At 71.2% G+C, this 18692-nt stretch carries 19 protein-coding genes; 9 read left to right on the top strand and 10 right to left on the bottom strand.

The features are described 5' to 3' along the window. Positions 1–20: 20 nt before the first annotated feature. From HEB94_RS37590 to lpdA, 3 genes are read right to left on the bottom strand one after another with little or no spacing between them, the layout of a single operon-like run. Complete coding sequence (locus HEB94_RS37590; RefSeq protein ID WP_192754246.1) at positions 21–917, bottom strand: TIGR01777 family oxidoreductase; 897 nt, start codon at positions 915–917, stop codon at positions 21–23. Between the two features lie 28 nt (positions 918–945). After that, complete coding sequence (gene sucB, locus HEB94_RS37585; protein WP_192754245.1) at positions 946–2769, bottom strand: 2-oxoglutarate dehydrogenase, E2 component, dihydrolipoamide succinyltransferase; 1824 nt, start codon at positions 2767–2769, stop codon at positions 946–948. 46 nt (positions 2770–2815) lie between these two features. Beyond that, positions 2816–4270, bottom strand: coding sequence for a dihydrolipoyl dehydrogenase (gene lpdA, locus HEB94_RS37580; RefSeq protein ID WP_425550421.1), 1455 nt, complete (start codon positions 4268–4270; stop codon positions 2816–2818). Positions 4271–4524: 254 nt separating this feature from the next. Here lpdA and HEB94_RS37575 point away from each other — a divergent pair, with 254 nt between their 5' ends. Next, a complete protein-coding gene (locus tag HEB94_RS37575; protein ID WP_192754244.1) occupies positions 4525–4896 on the top strand; it encodes a hypothetical protein in 372 nt (123 codons plus the stop codon). A 158-nt stretch (positions 4897–5054) separates the two neighbouring features. On the opposite strand, the gene HEB94_RS37570 is transcribed toward HEB94_RS37575, so the two are convergent. After that, entirely contained in the window at positions 5055–6566 is a 1512-nt protein-coding gene (locus HEB94_RS37570; RefSeq protein WP_337918187.1) for a leucyl aminopeptidase, read from the bottom strand. Between the two features lie 190 nt (positions 6567–6756). Here HEB94_RS37570 and gcvT point away from each other — a divergent pair, with 190 nt between their 5' ends. From gcvT to HEB94_RS37555, 3 genes are read left to right on the top strand one after another with little or no spacing between them, the layout of a single operon-like run. Then, entirely contained in the window at positions 6757–7851 is a 1095-nt protein-coding gene (gcvT, locus tag HEB94_RS37565) for a glycine cleavage system aminomethyltransferase GcvT (RefSeq protein ID WP_192754242.1), read from the top strand. A gap of 45 nt (positions 7852–7896) precedes the next feature. Then, positions 7897–8211 carry a helix-turn-helix domain-containing protein gene (locus HEB94_RS37560; RefSeq protein ID WP_202896763.1) on the top strand — a complete coding sequence of 105 codons (315 nt, stop codon included), beginning with the start codon at positions 7897–7899 and terminating at the stop codon, positions 8209–8211. Positions 8212–8213: 2 nt separating this feature from the next. Beyond that, positions 8214–8774 (top strand): ATP-dependent Clp protease proteolytic subunit, encoded by a 561-nt coding sequence (locus HEB94_RS37555; RefSeq protein WP_192754241.1) that lies wholly within the window; start codon positions 8214–8216, stop codon positions 8772–8774. Here HEB94_RS37555 and HEB94_RS37550 read toward each other — a convergent pair. The 4 genes from HEB94_RS37550 to HEB94_RS37535 are packed head-to-tail and all read right to left on the bottom strand — an operon-like array spanning position 8729 to position 13280. Beyond that, entirely contained in the window at positions 8729–9652 is a 924-nt protein-coding gene (locus tag HEB94_RS37550) for an ECF transporter S component (RefSeq protein WP_192754240.1), read from the bottom strand. The genes HEB94_RS37555 and HEB94_RS37550 overlap by 46 nt on opposite strands. 31 nt (positions 9653–9683) lie before the next feature. Then, a complete protein-coding gene (locus HEB94_RS37545) occupies positions 9684–11357 on the bottom strand; it encodes an ATP-binding cassette domain-containing protein (RefSeq protein ID WP_192754239.1) in 1674 nt (557 codons plus the stop codon). Then, a complete protein-coding gene (locus HEB94_RS37540) occupies positions 11354–12475 on the bottom strand; it encodes an energy-coupling factor transporter transmembrane component T (protein ID WP_192754238.1) in 1122 nt (373 codons plus the stop codon). The genes HEB94_RS37545 and HEB94_RS37540 overlap by 4 nt, the downstream gene beginning before the upstream one ends. A gap of 4 nt (positions 12476–12479) precedes the next feature. Continuing rightward, positions 12480–13280: an SCO2322 family protein gene (locus tag HEB94_RS37535; RefSeq protein WP_238361739.1), complete on the bottom strand. Its 801-nt coding sequence runs from the start codon at positions 13278–13280 to the stop codon at positions 12480–12482. Between the two features lie 469 nt (positions 13281–13749). Between HEB94_RS37535 and HEB94_RS37530 the strand changes: the two genes are divergently transcribed. Beyond that, positions 13750–13959 carry a hypothetical protein gene (locus HEB94_RS37530; RefSeq protein ID WP_192754237.1) on the top strand — a complete coding sequence of 70 codons (210 nt, stop codon included), beginning with the start codon at positions 13750–13752 and terminating at the stop codon, positions 13957–13959. 63 nt (positions 13960–14022) lie between these two features. On the opposite strand, the gene HEB94_RS37525 is transcribed toward HEB94_RS37530, so the two are convergent. After that, the gene (locus HEB94_RS37525) at positions 14023–14622 is read right to left on the bottom strand and encodes a DUF3043 domain-containing protein (RefSeq protein WP_192754236.1); all 600 of its coding nucleotides are present in this window, start codon (positions 14620–14622) and stop codon (positions 14023–14025) included. 335 nt (positions 14623–14957) lie between these two features. Here HEB94_RS37525 and HEB94_RS37520 point away from each other — a divergent pair, with 335 nt between their 5' ends. The 4 genes from HEB94_RS37520 to pspAB all read left to right on the top strand — a co-directional run bounded on the left by HEB94_RS37520 (position 14958) and on the right by pspAB (position 17684). Then, positions 14958–15782 carry a PspA/IM30 family protein gene (locus tag HEB94_RS37520; protein WP_192754235.1) on the top strand — a complete coding sequence of 275 codons (825 nt, stop codon included), beginning with the start codon at positions 14958–14960 and terminating at the stop codon, positions 15780–15782. Further along, the gene (gene pspAA, locus HEB94_RS37515) at positions 15779–16057 is read left to right on the top strand and encodes a PspA-associated protein PspAA (protein WP_192754234.1); all 279 of its coding nucleotides are present in this window, start codon (positions 15779–15781) and stop codon (positions 16055–16057) included. Before HEB94_RS37520 ends, pspAA begins: the two co-directional genes overlap by 4 nt. A 120-nt stretch (positions 16058–16177) precedes the next feature. Beyond that, positions 16178–17077, top strand: a complete 900-nt coding sequence (htpX, locus tag HEB94_RS37510) for a zinc metalloprotease HtpX (RefSeq protein ID WP_192754233.1) — start codon at positions 16178–16180, stop codon at positions 17075–17077. 37 nt (positions 17078–17114) lie between these two features. Then, positions 17115–17684: a PspA-associated protein PspAB gene (gene pspAB / locus HEB94_RS37505; RefSeq protein WP_192754232.1), complete on the top strand. Its 570-nt coding sequence runs from the start codon at positions 17115–17117 to the stop codon at positions 17682–17684. Positions 17685–17770: 86 nt separating this feature from the next. On the opposite strand, the gene HEB94_RS37500 is transcribed toward pspAB, so the two are convergent. After that, positions 17771–18655, bottom strand: a complete 885-nt coding sequence (locus tag HEB94_RS37500) for a GNAT family N-acetyltransferase (RefSeq protein ID WP_192754231.1) — start codon at positions 18653–18655, stop codon at positions 17771–17773. Between the last annotated feature and the right edge of the window lie 37 nt (positions 18656–18692).

Raw genomic sequence — 18692 nt, 5'->3', positions numbered from 1 at the left:
GTGACTGTCACGCCGTCGCTCTATGACCGGTGCAGTGCGGCGGTGACCATGCTCGTGACGTCCGGGGCGGAGAAGGAGAACCCAGCCTCGAGGAGGCGTCGCGGCACCAGCCGTCGGCTGCCGGCGAGTTCGGCGGAGAACTCGCCGAGACCTGTCCGCAGCGCGAGGCCGGGCACGGGGAGAAGCGTCGGCCGGTGGAAGGCGGCCCCGAGCGCGGAGGTGAGTTCGGCGTTGGTCGCCGGGTGGGGGAGCGTCACGTTGTAGGAGCCCTGGGCGTCGGCACGGTCGACCGTGAAGCGCACCGCCGCCAACCAGTCGTCCAGGGAGACCATCGGCATGTACTGCCGGCCGGATCCGAGCCGGCCGCCGACGCCGAGCCGGAAGGGGACCTGCAACAGCCGAAGGACACCGCCGGACTGGTCGAAGACGGCTGAGGTACGAAGCTTCACGACGCGAGCACCGGCCTTGGCGGCCGGTTCGGTGGCTGCCTCCCAGTCGCGGGCGAGCCCGGCCAGGAACCCGTCACCGGACGGCGAATCCTCGTCGAGTTCCTCCGCACCACGGTCCATGCCGTAGTAGCCGGTCGCGCTCTGGGAGACGAAGACCGGCGGCTCCGACATGGCGGCGAGAGCCGTGGCCAGTGTCGTCGTCGGACCGATCCGGCTCTCGCGCAGGGTGCGGCGATAGCCGCTGGTCCAGGGGACCCGCCCGACGGTGGCGCCGGAGAGGTTGATGACCGCTCCGGCGCCGGTGAGGACTCCGGCCTCGAGTTGGCCCCGGGCCGGGTCCCACCACATCTGGTCGGGCGACTGCGGTGCGCGGCGCACGAGTTGGGTCACCTCGTGACCCTCACTGATGAGCCGCTCCCGCAGCGCACGACCCAGGAATCCGGATGCTCCCGCGAGGACGTATCTCATGACGGCAGCATGCCCGATCCTCGTGAGGTCAGCCAGTGAACTCCGCTGCGACGCTGCCGTCCTCGAGGCGGCTCTTCACCGCACCGAGGAACCGGGCCGCGTCGGCACCGTCGATCAGGCGGTGGTCGTAGCTCAGCGCGAGGTAGACCATGTGCCGGATGGCGATCGTCTCGCCGAGCGGCGTGTCGACCACGACCGCACGCTTCACGACCGAGCCGGTGCCGAGAATCGCGACCTGAGGCTCGAAGAAGATCGGCGTGTCGAACAGCGCGCCACGGCTCCCGGTGTTGGTGAGCGTGAAGGTCCCACCGGAGATCTCGTTCGGCGTGATCTTGTTGGTCCGGGTGCGCTCCGCGAGGTCGGTGATCCGCTTCGCGAGCCCGGTGACGCTGAGGTCGCTGGCGTCGTGGATGACCGGCACCATCAGGCCGCGCTCGGTGTCGACCGCGATCGTGAGGTGCTCGCTGCCGTGGTAGGTGACCTCGCCCTTCTCGATGTCGAGCGTGGCGTTGAGCTTCGGGTGCTCCTTGAGCGCCTCGAGCGCGGCCTTCGCGAAGAACGGCAGGAACGACAGCTTGACGCCCTCGCGCTGCTGGAACGACCGCTTCACACGGTCGCGGATCTGGGCGATGGCGGTCACGTCGACCTCGACCACCGTGGTCAGCTGCGCGGTGTCCTGCAGCGACTGGTGGACGCGCTGGGCGATCACCCGGCGGGCGCGGCTGAGCTTCTCCGTGGTCCCGCGGAGCGGGCTCGGCGCGGCGGGAGCCGTCGCCTGCACCGCGGGCGCGGCCGTGGGGGCGGGTGCGGCCGGCTGCGCAGCGGCGCGCTCGGCCTCTTCGCGGGCCTTGGCCGCGTCGAGGACGTCCTGCTTGCGGATGCGACCACCGACGCCGGTGCCGGTCACGGCCGACAGGTCGACGTTGTTGTCGGCGGCCAGCTTGCGGACGAGCGGGGTGACGTACTGCGGCGCCCCGTCGGCGGCCGGCTGGGCGGCGGGCTGCGGTGTCGGCGCGGCGGGCTGGGCCGGCTGTGCGGGCGGTGCCGGCTGTGCGGGCGGTGCCGGCTGTGCGGGCGGTGCCGGCTGTGCGGGCGGTGCCGGCTGCGCGGCGGGCTGCGGTGTCGGCGCCGGTGCGGCGGGCTGCTGCGCCTGCTCCTTCGCGGGCTCGCTCGGAGCGGGCGCCGCGTGCCGGGCAGTCGCCGCGGCACCGCTCGCGATGATGCCGAGTTCGGCGCCGACCTCGACGGTCTCGTCCTCGCCCACGGTGATCTGGACGAGGGTGCCAGCGCTCGGCGAGGGGATCTCGGTGTCGACCTTGTCGGTGGAGACCTCGAGCAGCGGCTCGTCGGCCTCGACCGAGTCGCCCACCTGCTTCAGCCAGCGGGTGACGGTTCCTTCCGTGACGCTCTCCCCGAGGGCGGGCAGGGTCACCGAGGTGCCTTCACCGGAACCGTTGGCGGAGGCGTTGGCCGGCACGGGCTCAGGCTCGGGAGTCGCCTGGGGCGCCTCCTGCACGGGCTCCGGCTCGGGCGCCGGCGCGGCGGGCTCGGGCTGGGACTCCGCGGGCTCCTGCGCCTGCGGTTGGCCGGCGTCACCCGCCTCGGGCTGCTCGCCCTCCGAACCGATGACGGCGAGTTCGGCGCCGACCTCGACGGTCTCGTCCTCGCCGACGGTGATCTGTAGCAGAACGCCCGTGGCCGGTGCCGGGATCTCCGTGTCGACCTTGTCGGTAGAAACCTCGAGCAGCGGCTCGTCAGCCTGGACGGTTTCGCCCACCTGCTTCAGCCACCGCGTGACGGTTCCCTCAGTGACGCTCTCCCCGAGTGCGGGGAGGGTGACGGAGACCGGCATCCTTGCTCCTTGTCCTGGTTCCGAGCCGTAGGTGATGGCGAGACGGTCAGCCGTGCACGTGCAGCGGCTTGCCGGCGAGTGCGAGGTGTGCCTCGCCGATCGCCTCGCTCTGGGTTGGGTGCATGTGGATCAGCTGGGCGACGTCCTCAGGGAACGCCTCCCAGTTGTAGATGAGCTGGGCCTCACCGACGAGTTCCCCAACGCGGGCGCCCACCATGTGGATTCCGACGACGGGGCCGTCCTTGGCCCGGACGAGCTTGACGAAGCCCTGGGTCTTCAGGATCTGGCTCTTGGGGTTGCCGGCGAGGTCGTAGGTGAAGGTCTCGATGCCGTCGGCGCCGTACCTCTCCGTGGCGGCGGCCTCGGTGAGCCCCATGGAGGCGACCTCGGGATCACAGTAGGTCACCCGCGGAATCCCGCTCTCGTCGATCACCGCGGGGTCGAGCCCGGCGATGTCCTCGGCGATGAAGATGCCCTGCTGGAAGCCGCGGTGCGCGAGCTGGAGTCCGGCCACGATGTCGCCGGCGGCGCGAACGCCCTCGACGCTGGTGCGCAGGCGCTCGTCGGTGCGGACGAAGCCGCGCTCCGTCGCGACACCCACCTCCTCAAGCCCGAGGCCCGTGGTGCTCGGGCCGCGGCCCACCGCCACGAGGAGGAGGTCGGCCTCGAACGTCTCGCCGGACTCGACGGTCAACCGGACGCCGTTCTCGGTCCGCTCGACGCTCTTGTACGGGGTGTTGGTCTTGTAGTTGATCCCGCGGCGTCGGAAGACGCGCTCGACGATCTTGGAGGAGGCCTCGTCCTCCACGGCGAGCAGCCGGGGGAGGGCCTCGATGAGGGTGACCTCGGCGCCGAAGGAACGCCAGACGCTGGCGAACTCCACCCCGATCACGCCACCGCCGAGCACGATGACCGACCTGGGAACGTCGCCGAGCTGGAGCGCGTGCTCGCTGGTGATGATCCGCTCGCCGTCGATGTCGAGGCCGGGCAGCGACCTGGAGTAGGAGCCGGTGGCGAGCAGGATGTTGGGCGCCTCGTAGCGGGTGCCGTTGACCTGGACCGCGTTGGGGGCGACGAGCCGGCCCTCGCCCTCGACGATGGTGATGCGCCGGCTCTTGATCAGCCCGGTCACCCCTCGGAAGGCGCGGTTGACGACCCCGTCCTTGTACTTGTTGACCCCGGCCATGTCGACGCCTTCCAGCGTCGTGCGGATGCCGAAGTCGGCGCCGTCACGGGCGTTGTCGGCGATCTCGCCGGCATGCAGCAGGGCTTTGGTGGGAATGCACCCACGGTGGAGGCACGTGCCGCCCAGCTTGTCCTTTTCGATGAGCGCGACCCGAAGATCGAGCTCGGACGCGCGCAGGGCACACGCGTATCCGCCGCTGCCTCCACCAAGGATCACCAGGTCGAACGAGGTGCCGGCGTTGTCCGCCACGGGGTCCTCCGTGCCGTTGATCGAGAACGTTGTGTCGACGATCTCGTGCCAGCACGAGGTCGTCACGTCACCGTCATCTTTCCACCCTCCGCGCGTAAGTGCCCAAAGGGTCCTCCTCGCGCGGGTCGATGCACGATATGCGCCGCCGATTGGTACCGGTTGGTGGCGGTATGAGGGCGCTCCGGCGACGGGTCGGACGTGCCCGGGCCGCACGGTGGCGACCCACTTTCTGAGGTTCAGGAACCTACGGCACACTCGGCGCGTTTGCTCATGCAGCGATCAGTCCGTCACAAGGTGCCGCTTCGCAAGGAGGTCGGCGGATGCTGCGGTGGTTCCGGCGCCGTTCGCGCGCTGGTGATGCCCGGTCGGATGTGCGTCGGCAGCGGGCCAGCGAGGATCTTGCGCACCTCACCGAGTTCGCGCGTACCCGCCGCGGGGTGGAGGGATTCGTGGAACCCCGGACGACCGTGACGGAGACCACACTGTTGCTGGTCGCCCACGACGGTGAATGGACCCGGCGCCGCGTGCCGAGCGCGGCCAAGGCGCACGAGTTCGCCAACAAGCACGGCATCCCGAGCTACGACGCGCAGGTCGTCGGCTATCCGCAGCGCATGCGGGCGTGGAACGCCCGACGCGCCGAAGCGGAGAAGAACCGCCTCGGACCGACGACACCCGGGGAAAAGGGCAGCTGACCCGCCCGGACCGCGCGACCGGCGTGCGCACGAGCCGTGCGCACGGGGCGTGGCGAGCCGCGTGAATGTGAGTGGAGCCCCCTGACCTCGGTCAGGGGGCTCCACTACCGTCTCGCGCAGGCTCCCGAGCTCACGTCACGGCTCGGTGCGAGACATTCCTAGAGTTCGCCCGCGACGGCCGCCTCGGCGAGCCCGACCAGCGTGCGCACGCTGCTGCCGGTGCCGCCGACCGGGGTGTAGCCCCACGGCGAGGAGTCGTTGTACGCCGGACCCGCGATGTCGAGGTGCGCCCACCGGATCCCGTCGGCCACGAAGTCCTGCAGGAACGCCGCGGCGACGAGCGCGCCGCCGTAGCGCCCGCTCGCGACGTTGGCGAGGTCGGCGACCTTGGAGTCGAGGCGCTCACGGGTGCCCTCGGGGATCGGGAGCGTCCAGCCGGTCTCACCGGCCCGCTCCGCGGTCTCCCGGACCTTGTTCTGGAACTCCTCGTCGTTGCCCATGATCCCGAAGACGCGGTTTCCGAGCGCGACCACGCAGGCGCCGGTGAGCGTCGCGACGTCGATCAGGATGTCGGGCTTCTCCTCGGCGGCGCGCACCATTCCGTCGGCGAGCACCAGTCGGCCCTCGGCGTCGGTGTTGAGGACCTCCACCGTCTTGCCGCCGTAGATGTTCAGGACGTCGGAGGGACGCTGTGCCGACCCCGACGGCATGTTCTCGGCCAGGGGCGCCCACGCGTCGACCGCCACCGGGAGTTCGAGTTCGGCGATCGCGGTCACCGCGGCGAGGACGGCCGCCGCGCCGGCCATGTCGCACTTCATCGTGATCATGCCTTCGTTCGGCTTGAGCGAGATGCCGCCCGTGTCGAACGTGATGCCCTTTCCGACGAACGCCAGGTGACGCTTGGCCTTGCTCGGGCGGTAGCTGTACCGCACCAGCCGCGGCTCCCGCTCCGAGCCCTGGCCGACGCCGATGATCCCGCCGTACCCGCCGGCGAGGAGCGCCTTCTTGTCGAGCACCTCGACCTTCAGCCCGGCGCGCTTGCCCTCGGCCTTGGCCTCCTCGGCGAAGACCGCCGGGTAGAGGTCGGAAGGAGCGGTGTTGACCCAGTCGCGGGTGAGGTTGACGGCGCGGGCGACGGCCTCCGCTCGCGCCAGGGCCGTCTTGACGTTCTTGTCGCGGGCGTTGCCGGTGACGAGCGTGAACGCCGAGATGGCCTTGGGCTGCTTGTCCGACTGGGTGCGGTAGCGATGGAAGGAGTACCCGCCCAGCAGCGCGCCCTCGGCGAGAGCGCCGAGGTGTGCGGCCTCGCCGTCGCCGAGCGCGAACGCCACGGACTCGGCCCGGCCGGTGAGCCGCCGTACGACGGCACCGCCGGCCCGGCGCAGCGTCTCCGTGGTCGGCTCGCCGCCGCCCAGCCCGACCGCGGCGACGATCGTGGCGCTCACGGCACCGCCGGAGGGCACGAGCGTGACCTCCTCGGCCTTGCCCTTGGCGCCGAGGGCGCCGAGGGTCTCCGCGAGCTTGCCGCCGAACGCCTTGTCGATGTCCTCGGCGCCAGGGGCGAGCGTCACACCCTTCTCGCCCGGGGACACGCCGACCACCAGCGCGTCGACCTTGGCCGAGGGTGCCGCCGTCTTGCGTGCGGAGATGCTGGGACTTGTGACACTCACGCTTGATCGTCTCCTTTGGGCCAACTGATGTGGGCCGGTACCTGATGGCTGGCTGGTGGCCAGAATCTGGCCGTCGAACATACGGGGGGCGACGGCGGCGCATACCGGCGGTCGGAGGATGCCGGCGCGCGTCCGTTGCTCGGCGGATGCTACGCCGTCAACGCCTGGCGGGGGAGGTAGGTTCGCGGTCATGAAGCGCTCGCCACTCCATGATCGCCACCTGGCCCGCGGTGCGAAGTTCGCCGAGTTCGGGGGCTGGGAGATGCCGCTCGAGTACGCCGGAGGTGGGGTGCTCAAGGAGCACGCGGCCGTTCGTAGCGCCGTCGGGATCTTCGACGTGAGCCACCTCGGCAAGGCGCGGGTGAGCGGCCCGGGGGCGGCGGACTACATCGACGCGACGCTGAGTAACTCCCTCGCCAAGATCGGTCCGGGCCGCTCGCAGTACACGCTGTGCTGTGACGACGCGACGGGCGGCATCGTCGACGACCTGATCGCCTACCACCGGGGTCCGGAGGAGATCTTCCTCGTCCCCAACGCCGCCAACACCGCTGAGGTCGTGCGCCGGCTCGCCGCGCGCGCTCCGGCCGGCGTCGACGTCGTCGACCTGCACGAGGAGTACGCCATCCTCGCCGTCCAGGGACCGCGCAGTGACGAGCTGCTCACGGGTGCCGGACTGCCGGCCGGTCACGGGTACATGTCGTTCGTCGACACCGACTGGCGCGGGGTGTCGGTGACCATCTGTCGTACCGGCTACACCGGCGAGCGGGGATACGAGCTCGTGGCGCCCGTGTCGGCGGCGGGAGAACTCTGGGACGCGTTGTTCGAGGCTGGCGCGGGCCTCGACGTCGCGGCGTGCGGACTCGGCGCCCGCGACACGCTTCGCACCGAGATGGGTTACCCCCTGCACGGGCAGGACATCTCGCTGGACGTCACGCCGGTGCAGGCCCGGATCGGATGGGCGGTCGGCTGGAAGAAGCCGGCGTTCTGGGGGCGCACGGTCCTGTCGGCCGAACGGGAGGCCGGTCCGGCGCGGCGGCTGCTCGGACTGGAGGCCCGCGGGCGGGGCATCCCGCGGCCCGGTATGACCGTCGTCGACGCTGCCGGCACTCCGGTCGGCACGGTGACGAGCGGGACGTTCTCGCCGACCCGGCGGCTCGGTGTCGGCCTGGCCCTGCTCGACGCGGGGGTGGCCGAGGAGAGCGAGGTCGCGGTCGACGTACGTGGGCGCCGGGAGCTCTTCGAGGTCGTGCGTCCGCCGTTCGTGAAGTCCTCGCCCACGGGCTGAGCGCTTCCTCGGCGGCTATCTCATTTTCGAGATAGCGTTTCCGGTATGGCGACCGAGTCGAGGCGTCCGGACCCCGCGCGGGAGGTCTCCGACGACCTGCCGGTGATGCCCGGCTTCCGGGAGATGGCGATCAGGCGGCGGGAGCTCGCCGCGACGTTGGTCGAGCTACGCCGGGAGTCCGGACTGTCCCAGACCCAGGTCGCCGCGCGGATGGGTACGTCCCAGTCGGCGGTGGCCCGGCTGGAGGCCGGTGAGGTGGACGTGCGCCTGTCGACCCTGGAGCGGTACGCCGCCGCGGTCGGTCATCACCTCGACGTCCGGCTCGGTGGTCGAGTTCCGACCCGAGGCAGCGAGGAGTGAAGATGAGGGACGACCGGATGACGTTCGACACCTACATTCAGGAACAGCTCTTCGAACGCCGGATCGTGGTGGCGCAAGGATTTCTTGACGACGAGTGCGCGACCCGGACCGCCGCGCGGTTGCTCACCCTGGAAGCGATGGACGGGAGCCCGATCCGGCTCCACCTGTCCTGCCCGGGCGGGACGTTCGGCGCGGCGCTGAGTCTGGCCGACACGCTTCGCGTCCTGCGGGCCGAGCTGACCGCCGTCGCCGTTGGCGAGGTGAGCGGCGCGGCTGTCGGCGCGCTGGCGGCCGCTCCCCGACGCACCGCCTATCCGCACGCGCGCTTCCAGCTCAGCGAACCGAAGGTGGCCGAGATCAAGGCGACGGCGAGCGAGGTGGACACCTACGCGAAGGAGCACCTCCGGCAGCGGGACGCCCTCGTCGAACTGCTCTCCGAAGCGACCGGCCGTCAGGGCGAGGCGGTCCTGCGGGACCTGCGGGCGGGGCGTTTCCTCACGGCGCAGGAGGCGGTCGGCTACGGGCTCGTCCAGGAAGTGGTGTCCGGCCGCCCCGTCACCTGAGGCCCCGCTCCACCATGCCGTTCCGGATCACCAGCGTCCTCCTCCGGGCTGGGCTCACGGAGGCGGGGCGCGCCACGAGACGTCGTGGGTGCGTCGAAGGACGTGGTGGCCGCGAACGCCGCCCGCCGTGCCGCCCGTCGCAGGGTCGCCAGCACCACCCGTCCCGCGACCAGCACGAGGACGGCGTTCACGAGCGCTCGTACGCAGTCCCACCCGAACGACGTCGTGACGTAAAAGGCCGCGTAGTGGCGCAGGTTCGCGGCCGTCGAGTCGCCGGGCACGTACGCCATCGCCTCCGGCAGTGAGCGGGAGAAGGGCCAGAACGACAGGTTGAGCAGGGCGCCGTAACCGAAGCCGGCGACCCCGGCGTACACCGCGAGCAGCACGCGTTCGGCCCGGCCCGTGACGACCGGCAGGAGTCCCGCGAGCAGGCCGACCCAGGCCAGGCCGACCATCTGGAACGGCATCCACGGACCCACGCCCGCGGTCACCAGCGAGCTCGCCAGGATCACGGTCGTCCCCAGCGCGTAGCCGAACCCCGCCCCGAAGACGCGCCCCGCCACCACGACGAGGAACAGCGTGGGTTCGAGCCCGCCGGTCCCCGGGCTGAGTGCACGCAGGGCGGTCCCGGCCGCGGCGAGGACACCGAGCATGGCGACGGCCTTGGCGTCCATCCCGCCCTCGCTGAGCTCGGCCAGGACGACCCCGACCACCAGGGGCAGCAGAAGCAGGAAGAGGTACGGCGAGTCCGCGGAGTGGCCGGCGAGCGTGCTCGTGGCGCCGGTGAGGAACGGCCACCCGAAGCCGACCAGACCCACCACCGACGCGAGGAACAGCGCGAGCGCGGACCTGGGCCGCAGCGCGAGGACGCTCGTCACGGCACCGACCGAGGGACCGCGACCGCCCGGCTCACGACGCGTGCTCCAGGGCGGCCGCCACGTCGGCGACGGTGAGCCAGGGCAGGGGGCGGAGGATCTTCGCGACCTGCGGGGCGAACGTCGGAGAGGCCGCGATCACGGCGCCGACCGGTCCGTCGGCCACGACCTCGCCCTCGGCGAGGACGACCACCCGGCTCGCGATCTCGGCGACGAGTTCGACGTCGTGGGTCGCGAACACGACTCCACGGCCCTCCGCCACGAGGTCCTCGACGATCCGGGCGAGTCGGGCCTTGGCGAGGTAGTCGAGACCACGGGTGGGTTCGTCGAGGAGGAGCAGGGGTGGGCGTCCGGTGAGGACGACGGCGAGGGCCAGACACAGCCGCTGGCCCTCCGAGAGATCCCGGGGATGCCGGTCGTCGGGTACGCCCGGCGCGAGGCGCGCGAGGATCTCGGCGCAGCGTCCCGGCTCGGCGCCGAAGTCGCGGTCGGCCTGGCGGCACTCCTGCGCGACGGTCTCGGCGTACAGCAGTGCGCCCGGGTCCTGCGGCACCAGACCCACGGCCCGCGCGATCTCCCGCGGCTTGTGCCGCGTGGGGTCGATGCCCGCGACGCGCAGCGTGCCGGCGGTGGGGCGCACCAGCCCGACGAGCGCGTTCAGCAGGGTCGACTTGCCCGCGCCGTTGCGACCCATCAACGCGACCACCTCACCCGGCGCGACGTCGAGGTCGAGGTCGCGCAGGGCCGGGCGCCGCCCGGAGCGTGCCGTCCGGCCGCCGCCGTACGTCACGATGAGGCCGCGCGCCGACGCGACGGCAGGCGGATCCCCGTCGGTCCCGTGCGTACGGTCGATCCCGTGATTGCCGTCGCGACCACGGACCGGCGGCGGGATCGCGGCGAGGCGCTCGCGCAGGGGTCCGGCCAGCCGGCGGGCGTCGCGGACGCTCAGCGGAAGCGGATCCCAGCCGGCCAGCCGGCCGAGCTCGACGACCGGCGGCGCGACCGAGGAGGAGGCCAGGACCTGGGCCGGTGGGCCGACCTCGAGCGCCCGCCCGTCCCCTGGAACGAGAACGACGCGATCGGCGTACTCCACCACGCGTTCCAGCCGGTGCTCGGCCAGGACGACGGTCACGCCGAGGTCGTGGACCAGGCGTTGCAGCGCGGCCAGGACCTCCTCGGCGGCCTGCGGGTCGAGCGCCGAGGTGGGTTCGTCCAGGACGAGCACCCGGGGGTGCGTGGTGAGGACGGCGCCGATCGCGACCCGCTGCTGCTGCCCGCCGGAGAGGGTCGCGATCGGCCGACCGCGCACGCCGGCCAGGCCGAGCAGGTCGAGGGTCTCCTCCACCCGGGTCCGCATCACGTCGGGCGGGAGGCCGAGCGACTCCATGCCGTAGGCGAGCTCGTCCTCGACGGTGTCGGTGACGAAGTTCGCGAGCGGGTCCTGTCCGACCAGGCCGACCACGTCGGCGAGATCACGGGGGCGATGAGTCCGGGTGTCGCGGCCGTCCACGAGTACCCGCCCGCTCAGGGTGCCGCCGGTGAAGTGCGGCACGAGGCCGTTGATCGCCCGGAGCAACGTCGTCTTCCCGGTGCCGGTCTGCCCGACCACCAGGCACAGCTCACCCTCCGGAATCTCGAAGGTGGCGTCGTGCAGGACGGGGTTCGTACTGTCCGGGTACCGCATCGACACCGACTCGAACCTGATCACGCGAGCACCTCCGTCGCGGGGCTGGGGACGGACCTCGGTGGCGGCGGCGCGAGCCAGGCCGGGAGCAGCGCCACCAGGACCCCACCGGCGGGAAGGAGCGGAAGTGTGGGGACGCCGAGCGGCACCGTGGGGACGACGAGACCGTCGACTCCGGTCGACGCGGACCAGACGAACGCGGCCGCGACGGCGGCGCCGCTCGCCGCGACCAGCCACTCCGGAAGCGCCCACGGATCGGGGCGGTACTTCGTGCGGATGGCGCGCCGGCCGCCCAGCGCGAGGCCGGCCACGGCGGCGAGCGCGCCGGCCACCAGGACCGGTAGCCCGAACAACGGTCCGCCGCTCGCGTCGAGCAGTCCGTAGGTGCCGGCGCAGACTCCCACCAGGCCGCCGATTACGAGGATGCCCGTCACGAGCCGGGTACGGCGCGAGACCGTGCCGAGCCGGCCGTAGCCGCGCGAGTCCATCGCCGCCGCCAGCGCGAGCGAGCGCTCGAGCGCTCCCTCCAGCAGCGGAACCGCCGTGGACCGCAGCATCCGTGGACCGCGGTCGACCTGGCCGCGCAGCCGCCGCGCGGAGCGGATTCTTGTGGCGTCGGTGACGAGTTGCGGCGCGAACGTCATCGCCACGACGACCGCCACGCCGAGCTCGTACAACGCGCCGGGCATCGTGGCCAGCAGCCGCTTGGGGTTGGCGAGGGCGTTGGCCGCGCCGACACACGCGAGGACCGTGGCGAGCCGCAGGCCGTCGTACGCCGAGGACGCCAGCGCCTCCGCCGTGACCGCCCCGCCGAGCCGGATCCCCTCCATCCACCCCGGCAGCGGCACCTGCGGGATGGTGAAGAGGACGACGCGTCCGGTCACGGCGGCGCCGAACAGGCACTGGAAGACCACCCGGATTGCGATCACGACCAGGCCGAGTTTGAGGAACGCCGTGTAGGAACGGGCCCAGGGAGCCGAACTCCTGCGGGCCGTGACGACGTAGCCGGCGACGGCGAGCACCAGAACCAGCAACAGCGGGTTGGTGGTGCGGCTCGCCGCGGTCGCGAGGCCGAGCGCCCACAGCCACCAGGCTCCCGGATGCAGGTTTCGCGGGAGCGTGGGGCGGTGGACGGAACGCATCTGGTCAGCTGTCCTGCTCGGCCGCGCGATGCCGGCGTACGGCCACACCGCCCGCCACCAGCACGATCACCAGGACCACGGCGAGGACGGGGAGGATCGGGAAGCTGTCGCCGTCGGAGTCGGACGCGGCGCTCGGGGTGGCCCCGTCGGGTCTCTGGTCGGCGGCGTTGCGGGCGGTCGCGGTCGGGCTCGGTGTCGCGGCCGCGGGCAGGACCAACTGCACCGTCGGCTCCGGCGAGGGCACCGCGGGCACCTTGTCGACCGGGTCGCCGCATCCGGTCGACGGGAAGGAGTCGATCGCGCAGATGATGCCCTTCTGCTCCCGGACCTCGGCGACCGCGGCGACGACCTGGGCGGACGTCGCCTTCGGGTCGACGACGGCGCAGGCGCCGCGCGGCTTCGGTGCGGACTCACCGGACGGCGCGTCCGCAGCGAGGCCGGCGTCGACCACGAGGGCGACGCGCTTGTGGCCGGCCTGGGCAGGGGTGCTCCCGCAGATCTGCCCGAAGTCGCCGGCTGCCCGGGGGACGCGAGGGGCGCTGTTCTCGGGCGAGACGGCGAAACGCCAACCCTCGACGGCGCCGTCCGCGGGGGTCACCGACGCCGGACCGACGCTCGCGAGGGTCCAGGCGCCGTCCTTCCACTGGAAGTAGCCCCAGTAGCGGTAGGCCGCCGCCTGCGCGACGCCGGCGCCGACGGTCGTGGTGAGCAGGCCCACGGCGAGTGCCAGGGTCAGCGTGGTCAGGAGCGCGGTGGAGAGAGGGCCGGCGATGCGGCCCGTCCGGGCCGTGCTGCTCCGCCTCATCGGGTGTCCTCCCAGGTGTTCGGTCACGGCCGAGCGAAGGGGGACCGGACACGAGAACGCCCCCGGCTGAAACGGCGGGGAACGCCGCAGCCGAGGGCAGGGCTCGGGTGCCTGACCCGCGCTCCGCCCGTAGACCTCGACGGGTGTCGTGGAGCCGGTCGTCACCGCCAAGTGCTCCGGCTCGCCGCGCGCAAACCCGGGTCTGATCGAACGCCGGGCACGCGGCCTACGGTTGCGGGTCAGCGCCGGACTTCGACCGGCTTCCCCTGGAGCGAGGCCGTGGCCTCGACCGATGACGTCGTGCAGGACGGACGGTCTCACGGCAGGGTCTGGAAGTCAAAGCTGATCGCGCGTCGCGCGGGCACCGCTACCAATGGGGGACCTGACCGTCCTGCCGCGCCGGAGGCGGGCGGCCGGGCCCGGTCGGCGTCGGCCCTCGTGGACCGCGCAGCCTCTAAGCTCGGCTTTCATGACGTGGACGTGGCGACTCGAAGACACCGAGGGCAATCCTGTCGACGCCGGCGAGCTCGCCCGCAGCGAGTTCCCATCCCAAAGCGACGCCGAGAGCTGGATCGGCGAGATCTGGCGCGACCTGGTCCAAACCGGCGTCGACCAGGTGACTCTGCTCGAGGCCGGACGTGAGGTCTACGGCCCGATGAGCCTGCACCCGCAGGAGTGAGATCCGTACCGGCGGCATCCCGGTCGGGAGCCGGACGGTTGCGCGTCCGGCCCGCGTCCGTGCTCAGTCCTTGTTCATCGGCTTGCCACCCGGCCTGACCTGCGGCTTGGGCAGGCGCAGCCGGCGGATCTGGGTCGACCGCATGACGCCGTAGGAGACCGCCCCGCGGTGGCTCTCGTTGGGGAACTCCTCGCGCAGCTGCTTCTTCAGTCGACGAGACAGGAAGATCAGGTCGAGCGGGACGACGATGATCGCGACCAGCCAGAGGTAGGTCGCGATGACCCGGACCGACGGGATCGGCAGCGTCATGAAGATGAAGATCACGAGGAAGTAGGGCAGGAGGTATTCCGCCGGGGTGCGCCGCGAGTCGACGAAGTCGCGGACGAACCGGCGGACGGGCCCCTTGTCACGGGCAGGCAGGTAACGGTCGTCGCCCGTTGCCATGGCCTGCTGCATCTTGGAGCGCTCCGCGCGGGACTTGTCCCGTTGCTGCCGCATCGCTTCCTTGCGGTCGCGCGGCGCGCTGACCCGGGTCTTGCGGGCCTGCTCGGCCTCTCGGCGCTTGGGAGTCGGTCGTCCCTTGCCACCCACCCTGTCGGAGGGCGCGGGCTCGGTGACCGTCTCGGCGGGGGCCGGCTCAGTGGTCGTACGGCGTCGGAACACGTTCCACAGAGTAACGGCTTGGCAAAGGTATGAACGCCCCCTCCCTGGCCGGGAAGGGTCCTGGTGTTACCTTCCCCGTACAGAGAGGGTCCTGCGACCCTCCCGGGGGCCGGGCCGGCGAGGGACGCTTGCTTTTCGTGCCTCCACGGAGTCCCCTTGATAACGGACGTCGGCGAAGGCGTCCAGCATTACCGGTATCTCCTGGGTATGCCCGGGGAGGCGGGGTCGCCCTCGTTCGTTCTCCGGAATAGGGTGATCGCACACACGACGCCGTCCCGTGCCGACCGGCACGGGGAGCACGACCGGCCTGGAGACGAAGGGGGCGGCCGACCTCGATGGGTATTCTCAACCGCTTCGCGATGATCTTCCGCGCGAAAGCCAACAAGGCGTTGGACCGTGCCGAGGACCCGCGCGAGACTCTCGACTACTCGTACCAGAAGCAGCTGGAGATGCTCCAGAAGGTTCGGCGTGGTGTCGCTGACGTCGCGACCAGCCGCAAGCGTCTCGAGCTCCAGATGAACCAGCTGCACCAGCAGAGCTCGAAGTTGAAGGACCAGGCGCAGAAGGCCCTGTCCATGGGCCGTGAGGACCTCGCCCGCGAGGCACTCACCCGCCGCTCCGGGGTCGAGCAGCAGGTCACCGACCTGAGCACCCAGCACGCGACCCTGCAGGGTGAAGAGGAGAAGCTCACCCTCGCGGCACAGCGCCTGCAGACCAAGGTGGAGGCCTTCCGCACCAAGAAGGAAACCATCAAGGCGACCTACACGGCCGCCGAGGCGCAGACCCGGGTCGGCGAGGCGTTCACCGGCATCTCCGAGGAGATGAGCGATGTCGGCCTCGCGGTCCAACGCGCCGAGGACAAGACGGCCGAGCTGCAGGCCCGCTCCGGTGCGATCGACGAGCTGCTCGCCTCGGGCGCTCTGGACGACGTGACCGGAACGAGCAAGGACGACATTTCGCTCGAACTCGAGCGGATGGCGTCTGGCAACGACGTCGAAAGCGAGTTGGCCGCGATGAAGGCGCAGCTCGGCGGCGGCAGCACCGAGGCGCCGAGGCAGATCGAGGGTCAGGGCACCCCCGGTCAGGCCACGCCGTCCACGTCGCAGCAGTCGACTCAGCCCGCGCCGGAGCAGCCGCAGAGGCAAGGTGAGGGATCGTGATCGTCCGGATTCTCGGCGAAGGGCAGCTCAAGGTCGCCAACGAGCACCTCGACTCCCTGAACGAACTCGACGGTCGCCTCGAGTCCGCGGTCAACGCGGGTGACGAGGAGGCCTTCCGGGCCGCCCTGGCGGCTCTGCTCGCCCAGGTTCGCGCGGTCGGCAGCAAGCTGCCGGACGACTCCCTGGAGGAGTCCGATCTGTTCCTTCCGCCGGAGGACGCCACGGTCGAGCAGGTGAAGGAAATCCTGGGCGAAGAGGGACTAATCCCCGGTTAGAGCCCAACCGGGGCCACGGCGGGTGGTCGAAGTCATACCTCCAAACGCGCGAGCGCCGGGAACATTTGGGCGCTCGCGCGTCGTCGTATGGAGTGACTCTTCAAGGAGCGGTGAAGCAACATGGCTAGCACTCGATTCCAACCCGACCGAGGTCTGACCTCTCGCATGGTCCTGGTGATGTTCTTCCTGGGCCTGCTCTACGTCGTGGCCATCGGCGCGGTGATCGCCGCGGGAGTGGCCATCGCCTGGGTGATCATCATCGCTGGCGGCTTCCTGATCGCTCAGTGGTTCTTCTCGGACAAGATCGCGCTGGCCGCGATGCGGGCGCGGGTGGTGTCTCCGGAGGAGGCGCCGGACCTGCACGCCATCGTCGACCGGCTGTGCGCGCTCGCCGACATGCCGAAACCTCGGGTGGCGGTCGCCGACATGGCGCTGCCCAACGCCTTCGCGACCGGGCGTAACCAGAAGAACTCCGTTCTGTGCGTCACCACGGGTCTGCTCCGCAGGCTCGACCAGAACGAACTCGAGGGTGTGCTCGCCCACGAGCTCTCCCACATCGCGCACCGCGACGTCGCGGTGATGACCATCGCGTCGTTCCTGGGTGTCCTGGCCGGACTGATCGCGCGGTTCGGGATGTACTCCGGCATCGGCCGCAGTCGCGACAACAACGCTGCGCTGGTCTTCGCCGTGGTCTGGTTGTCCAGCATCGTGGTCTACGTGATCAGCTTCCTGCTCACCCGGGCGCTGTCCCGCTACCGTGAGCTCGCCGCTGACCGGGCGGCCGCGCACCTCACCGGCCAGCCGTCGGCGCTGGCGTCGGCCCTGACCCGGATCTCCGACGACATGCAGCAGATCCCCCAGCAGGACCTGCGACGTGCCCAGCCGGCACAGGCGTTCTTCTTCGCCCCGGCCGCGGTCGGCAAGTCGCTCGGCCGGCTCTTCTCGACCCACCCGTCGACCGAGGTCCGACTGGCTCAGCTGGCCAAGATCAGCGCCGAACTCGGCAAGCCGATGGTCTGAGGCCGAAACCCCCTCGATCCGAAAGGCTGCCCCCCGTATGAAATTCCTCGACGTGCTCCTCGGGCGAACCCAGCCGAAGAAGCCGAACCTCGACCAGCTGTTCGGCTTGCCGCAGGCGGCCCTGACGCTCGAGGCGGCGTCGGCGTATCGGCCCACCGGGGTGGGGTCGGTGTGTTATCGGGCGGCGGAGGGTGGTGCCTTCGCGAGCACCCAGGCCGACATCCAGGAGTTGTTGGACGCCGACGAGGGACCCAAGGTCGAGCGCACCCAGGACTCCTACGGCTACACCTGGCTCGTCCTCCAGCACGACCCGTCGGACACGACCGGACTGGTCACGGACCTGCACGCGGTCAACTCCTCACTGGAGGCGGCTGGGTTCGGACCGTCCCTACTGTGCTCGCTGGTTGCCTTCCGGGACCTGGACGGGCGGCGGCTCGCGCTCGTCTACCTCTACAAGCGCGGGTCGTTCTACCCGTTCGCCCCCGTTGCCCACGAGCGGCGCGACAACGCCCAGGAGCTTCAGGTCCGCGGGCTCGTCACCAACGACCTTCGCCTCGAGGACGACCTGTCGCGCTGGTTCCCCGTCTGGGGTGCTCCCGGCCTCTAGGCCGTGCCCTGGGCCGCGGCTGGTGAATCCTGCAGCCGGCGGCCAGGGTCTCCGGGGTGTCCAGGGTCTGGCGTCAGGTCTGGGTGTCAGAGAAAGGCGCCGGACGGCAGATAGGGCGCCGGGGGACGCATGTGGCGAAGGCAGACGTAGCCCTCGGTACGCAGTGAGAGCCCGGCCGCCAGCGCCACGTCGACAGCCCACTCCTGGTCGGAGGTGAGGTAGTCGATCCGGACCGTGGACTCTTCGGGTGCGCTGGCTAGCGCCGTCCAGAGCAGCCGCTGGGCGACCTTGCGGTTGGTGGCGGCGAGCAGGACGGGCGAACCGGTCCGGTCGACGAAGCAGTAGCCGCTGCCGGTCAGCGTGTCACACACGAGCAGGCCGTACTCCGCGCAGAGAAACTCGTGGTCGACGCCGTGGGCCGCTCCCCGGGTCCGGCGGTCGATCGAGTCGCACAGGTCGCGGTCTCCGACCCCACCCTCGCGTACCGCCTCGACCAGGGGGAGCGCCGAGCGCCGGACGGTTCCGGAGATCCGGATCGTGGGGTGCAGGGTGAAACCCGCCAGCCGGTAGCGGCGAGCCGCGCGCGGGTCGCTGGTCGAGATGATGATGCCGCGCAGGCAGCCCTGGCTGTAGGTGAGGACCGCGTCGAGGAGAGCGGCGCCGATGCCCGCACCCTGGCTGGTCGGCCGGACGAAGAACGCGGACAGCGCCCAGAGCTTCTCGCGGCGCAACGCCATCCCGACACCGGCCACCGCACCATCGAGCTCAGCCACCCAACAACCGTCCGGATCGTGTCGGAGCAGGTGTTTCGCCCGGCGTTCCCACAGCGAGCTCCACTCCGGAGTGGCGGGACCAGGTGGCGGGCCGGGGACACCCGCCGGACGCGTGGTCGCCCGGACGAGCTCCATGGCTTCGTGGGTGAGGCCGCGAGCCGCGTCGATGTCGTCGTCATGCATGGGCCTGATCAGCACGTTGTGACCTTAGCCATGTCGTACGGATTCCGGTCGT

The sequence above is a fragment of the Actinopolymorpha pittospori genome, assembly GCF_014873875.1.
Taxonomy (GTDB): Bacteria; Actinomycetota; Actinomycetes; order Propionibacteriales; family Actinopolymorphaceae; genus Actinopolymorpha; species Actinopolymorpha pittospori.
This window is presented reverse-complemented; position numbering and strand designations above follow the sequence as displayed.

Bases quoted from the DNA above. Each gene is read 5' to 3' on its own strand.
- HEB94_RS37575 (WP_192754244.1), top strand. From the start codon at position 4,525: ATGCTGCGGTGGTTCCGGCGCCGTTCGCGCGCTGGTGATGCCCGGTCG.
- HEB94_RS37555 (WP_192754241.1), top strand. From the start codon at position 8,214: ATGAGGGACGACCGGATGACGTTCGACACCTACATTCAGGAACAGCTC.
- sucB (WP_192754245.1), bottom strand. From the start codon at position 2,769: ATGCCGGTCTCCGTCACCCTCCCCGCACTCGGGGAGAGCGTCACTGAG.
- HEB94_RS37560 (WP_202896763.1), top strand. From the start codon at position 7,897: ATGGCGACCGAGTCGAGGCGTCCGGACCCCGCGCGGGAGGTCTCCGAC.
- HEB94_RS37530 (WP_192754237.1), top strand. From the start codon at position 13,750: ATGACGTGGACGTGGCGACTCGAAGACACCGAGGGCAATCCTGTCGAC.
- HEB94_RS37590 (WP_192754246.1), bottom strand. From the start codon at position 917: ATGAGATACGTCCTCGCGGGAGCATCCGGATTCCTGGGTCGTGCGCTG.
- HEB94_RS37535 (WP_238361739.1), bottom strand. From the start codon at position 13,280: ATGAGGCGGAGCAGCACGGCCCGGACGGGCCGCATCGCCGGCCCTCTC.
- pspAB (WP_192754232.1), top strand. From the start codon at position 17,115: ATGAAATTCCTCGACGTGCTCCTCGGGCGAACCCAGCCGAAGAAGCCG.
- gcvT (WP_192754242.1), top strand. From the start codon at position 6,757: ATGAAGCGCTCGCCACTCCATGATCGCCACCTGGCCCGCGGTGCGAAG.
- HEB94_RS37540 (WP_192754238.1), bottom strand. From the start codon at position 12,475: ATGCGTTCCGTCCACCGCCCCACGCTCCCGCGAAACCTGCATCCGGGA.
- HEB94_RS37520 (WP_192754235.1), top strand. From the start codon at position 14,958: ATGGGTATTCTCAACCGCTTCGCGATGATCTTCCGCGCGAAAGCCAAC.
- htpX (WP_192754233.1), top strand. From the start codon at position 16,178: ATGGCTAGCACTCGATTCCAACCCGACCGAGGTCTGACCTCTCGCATG.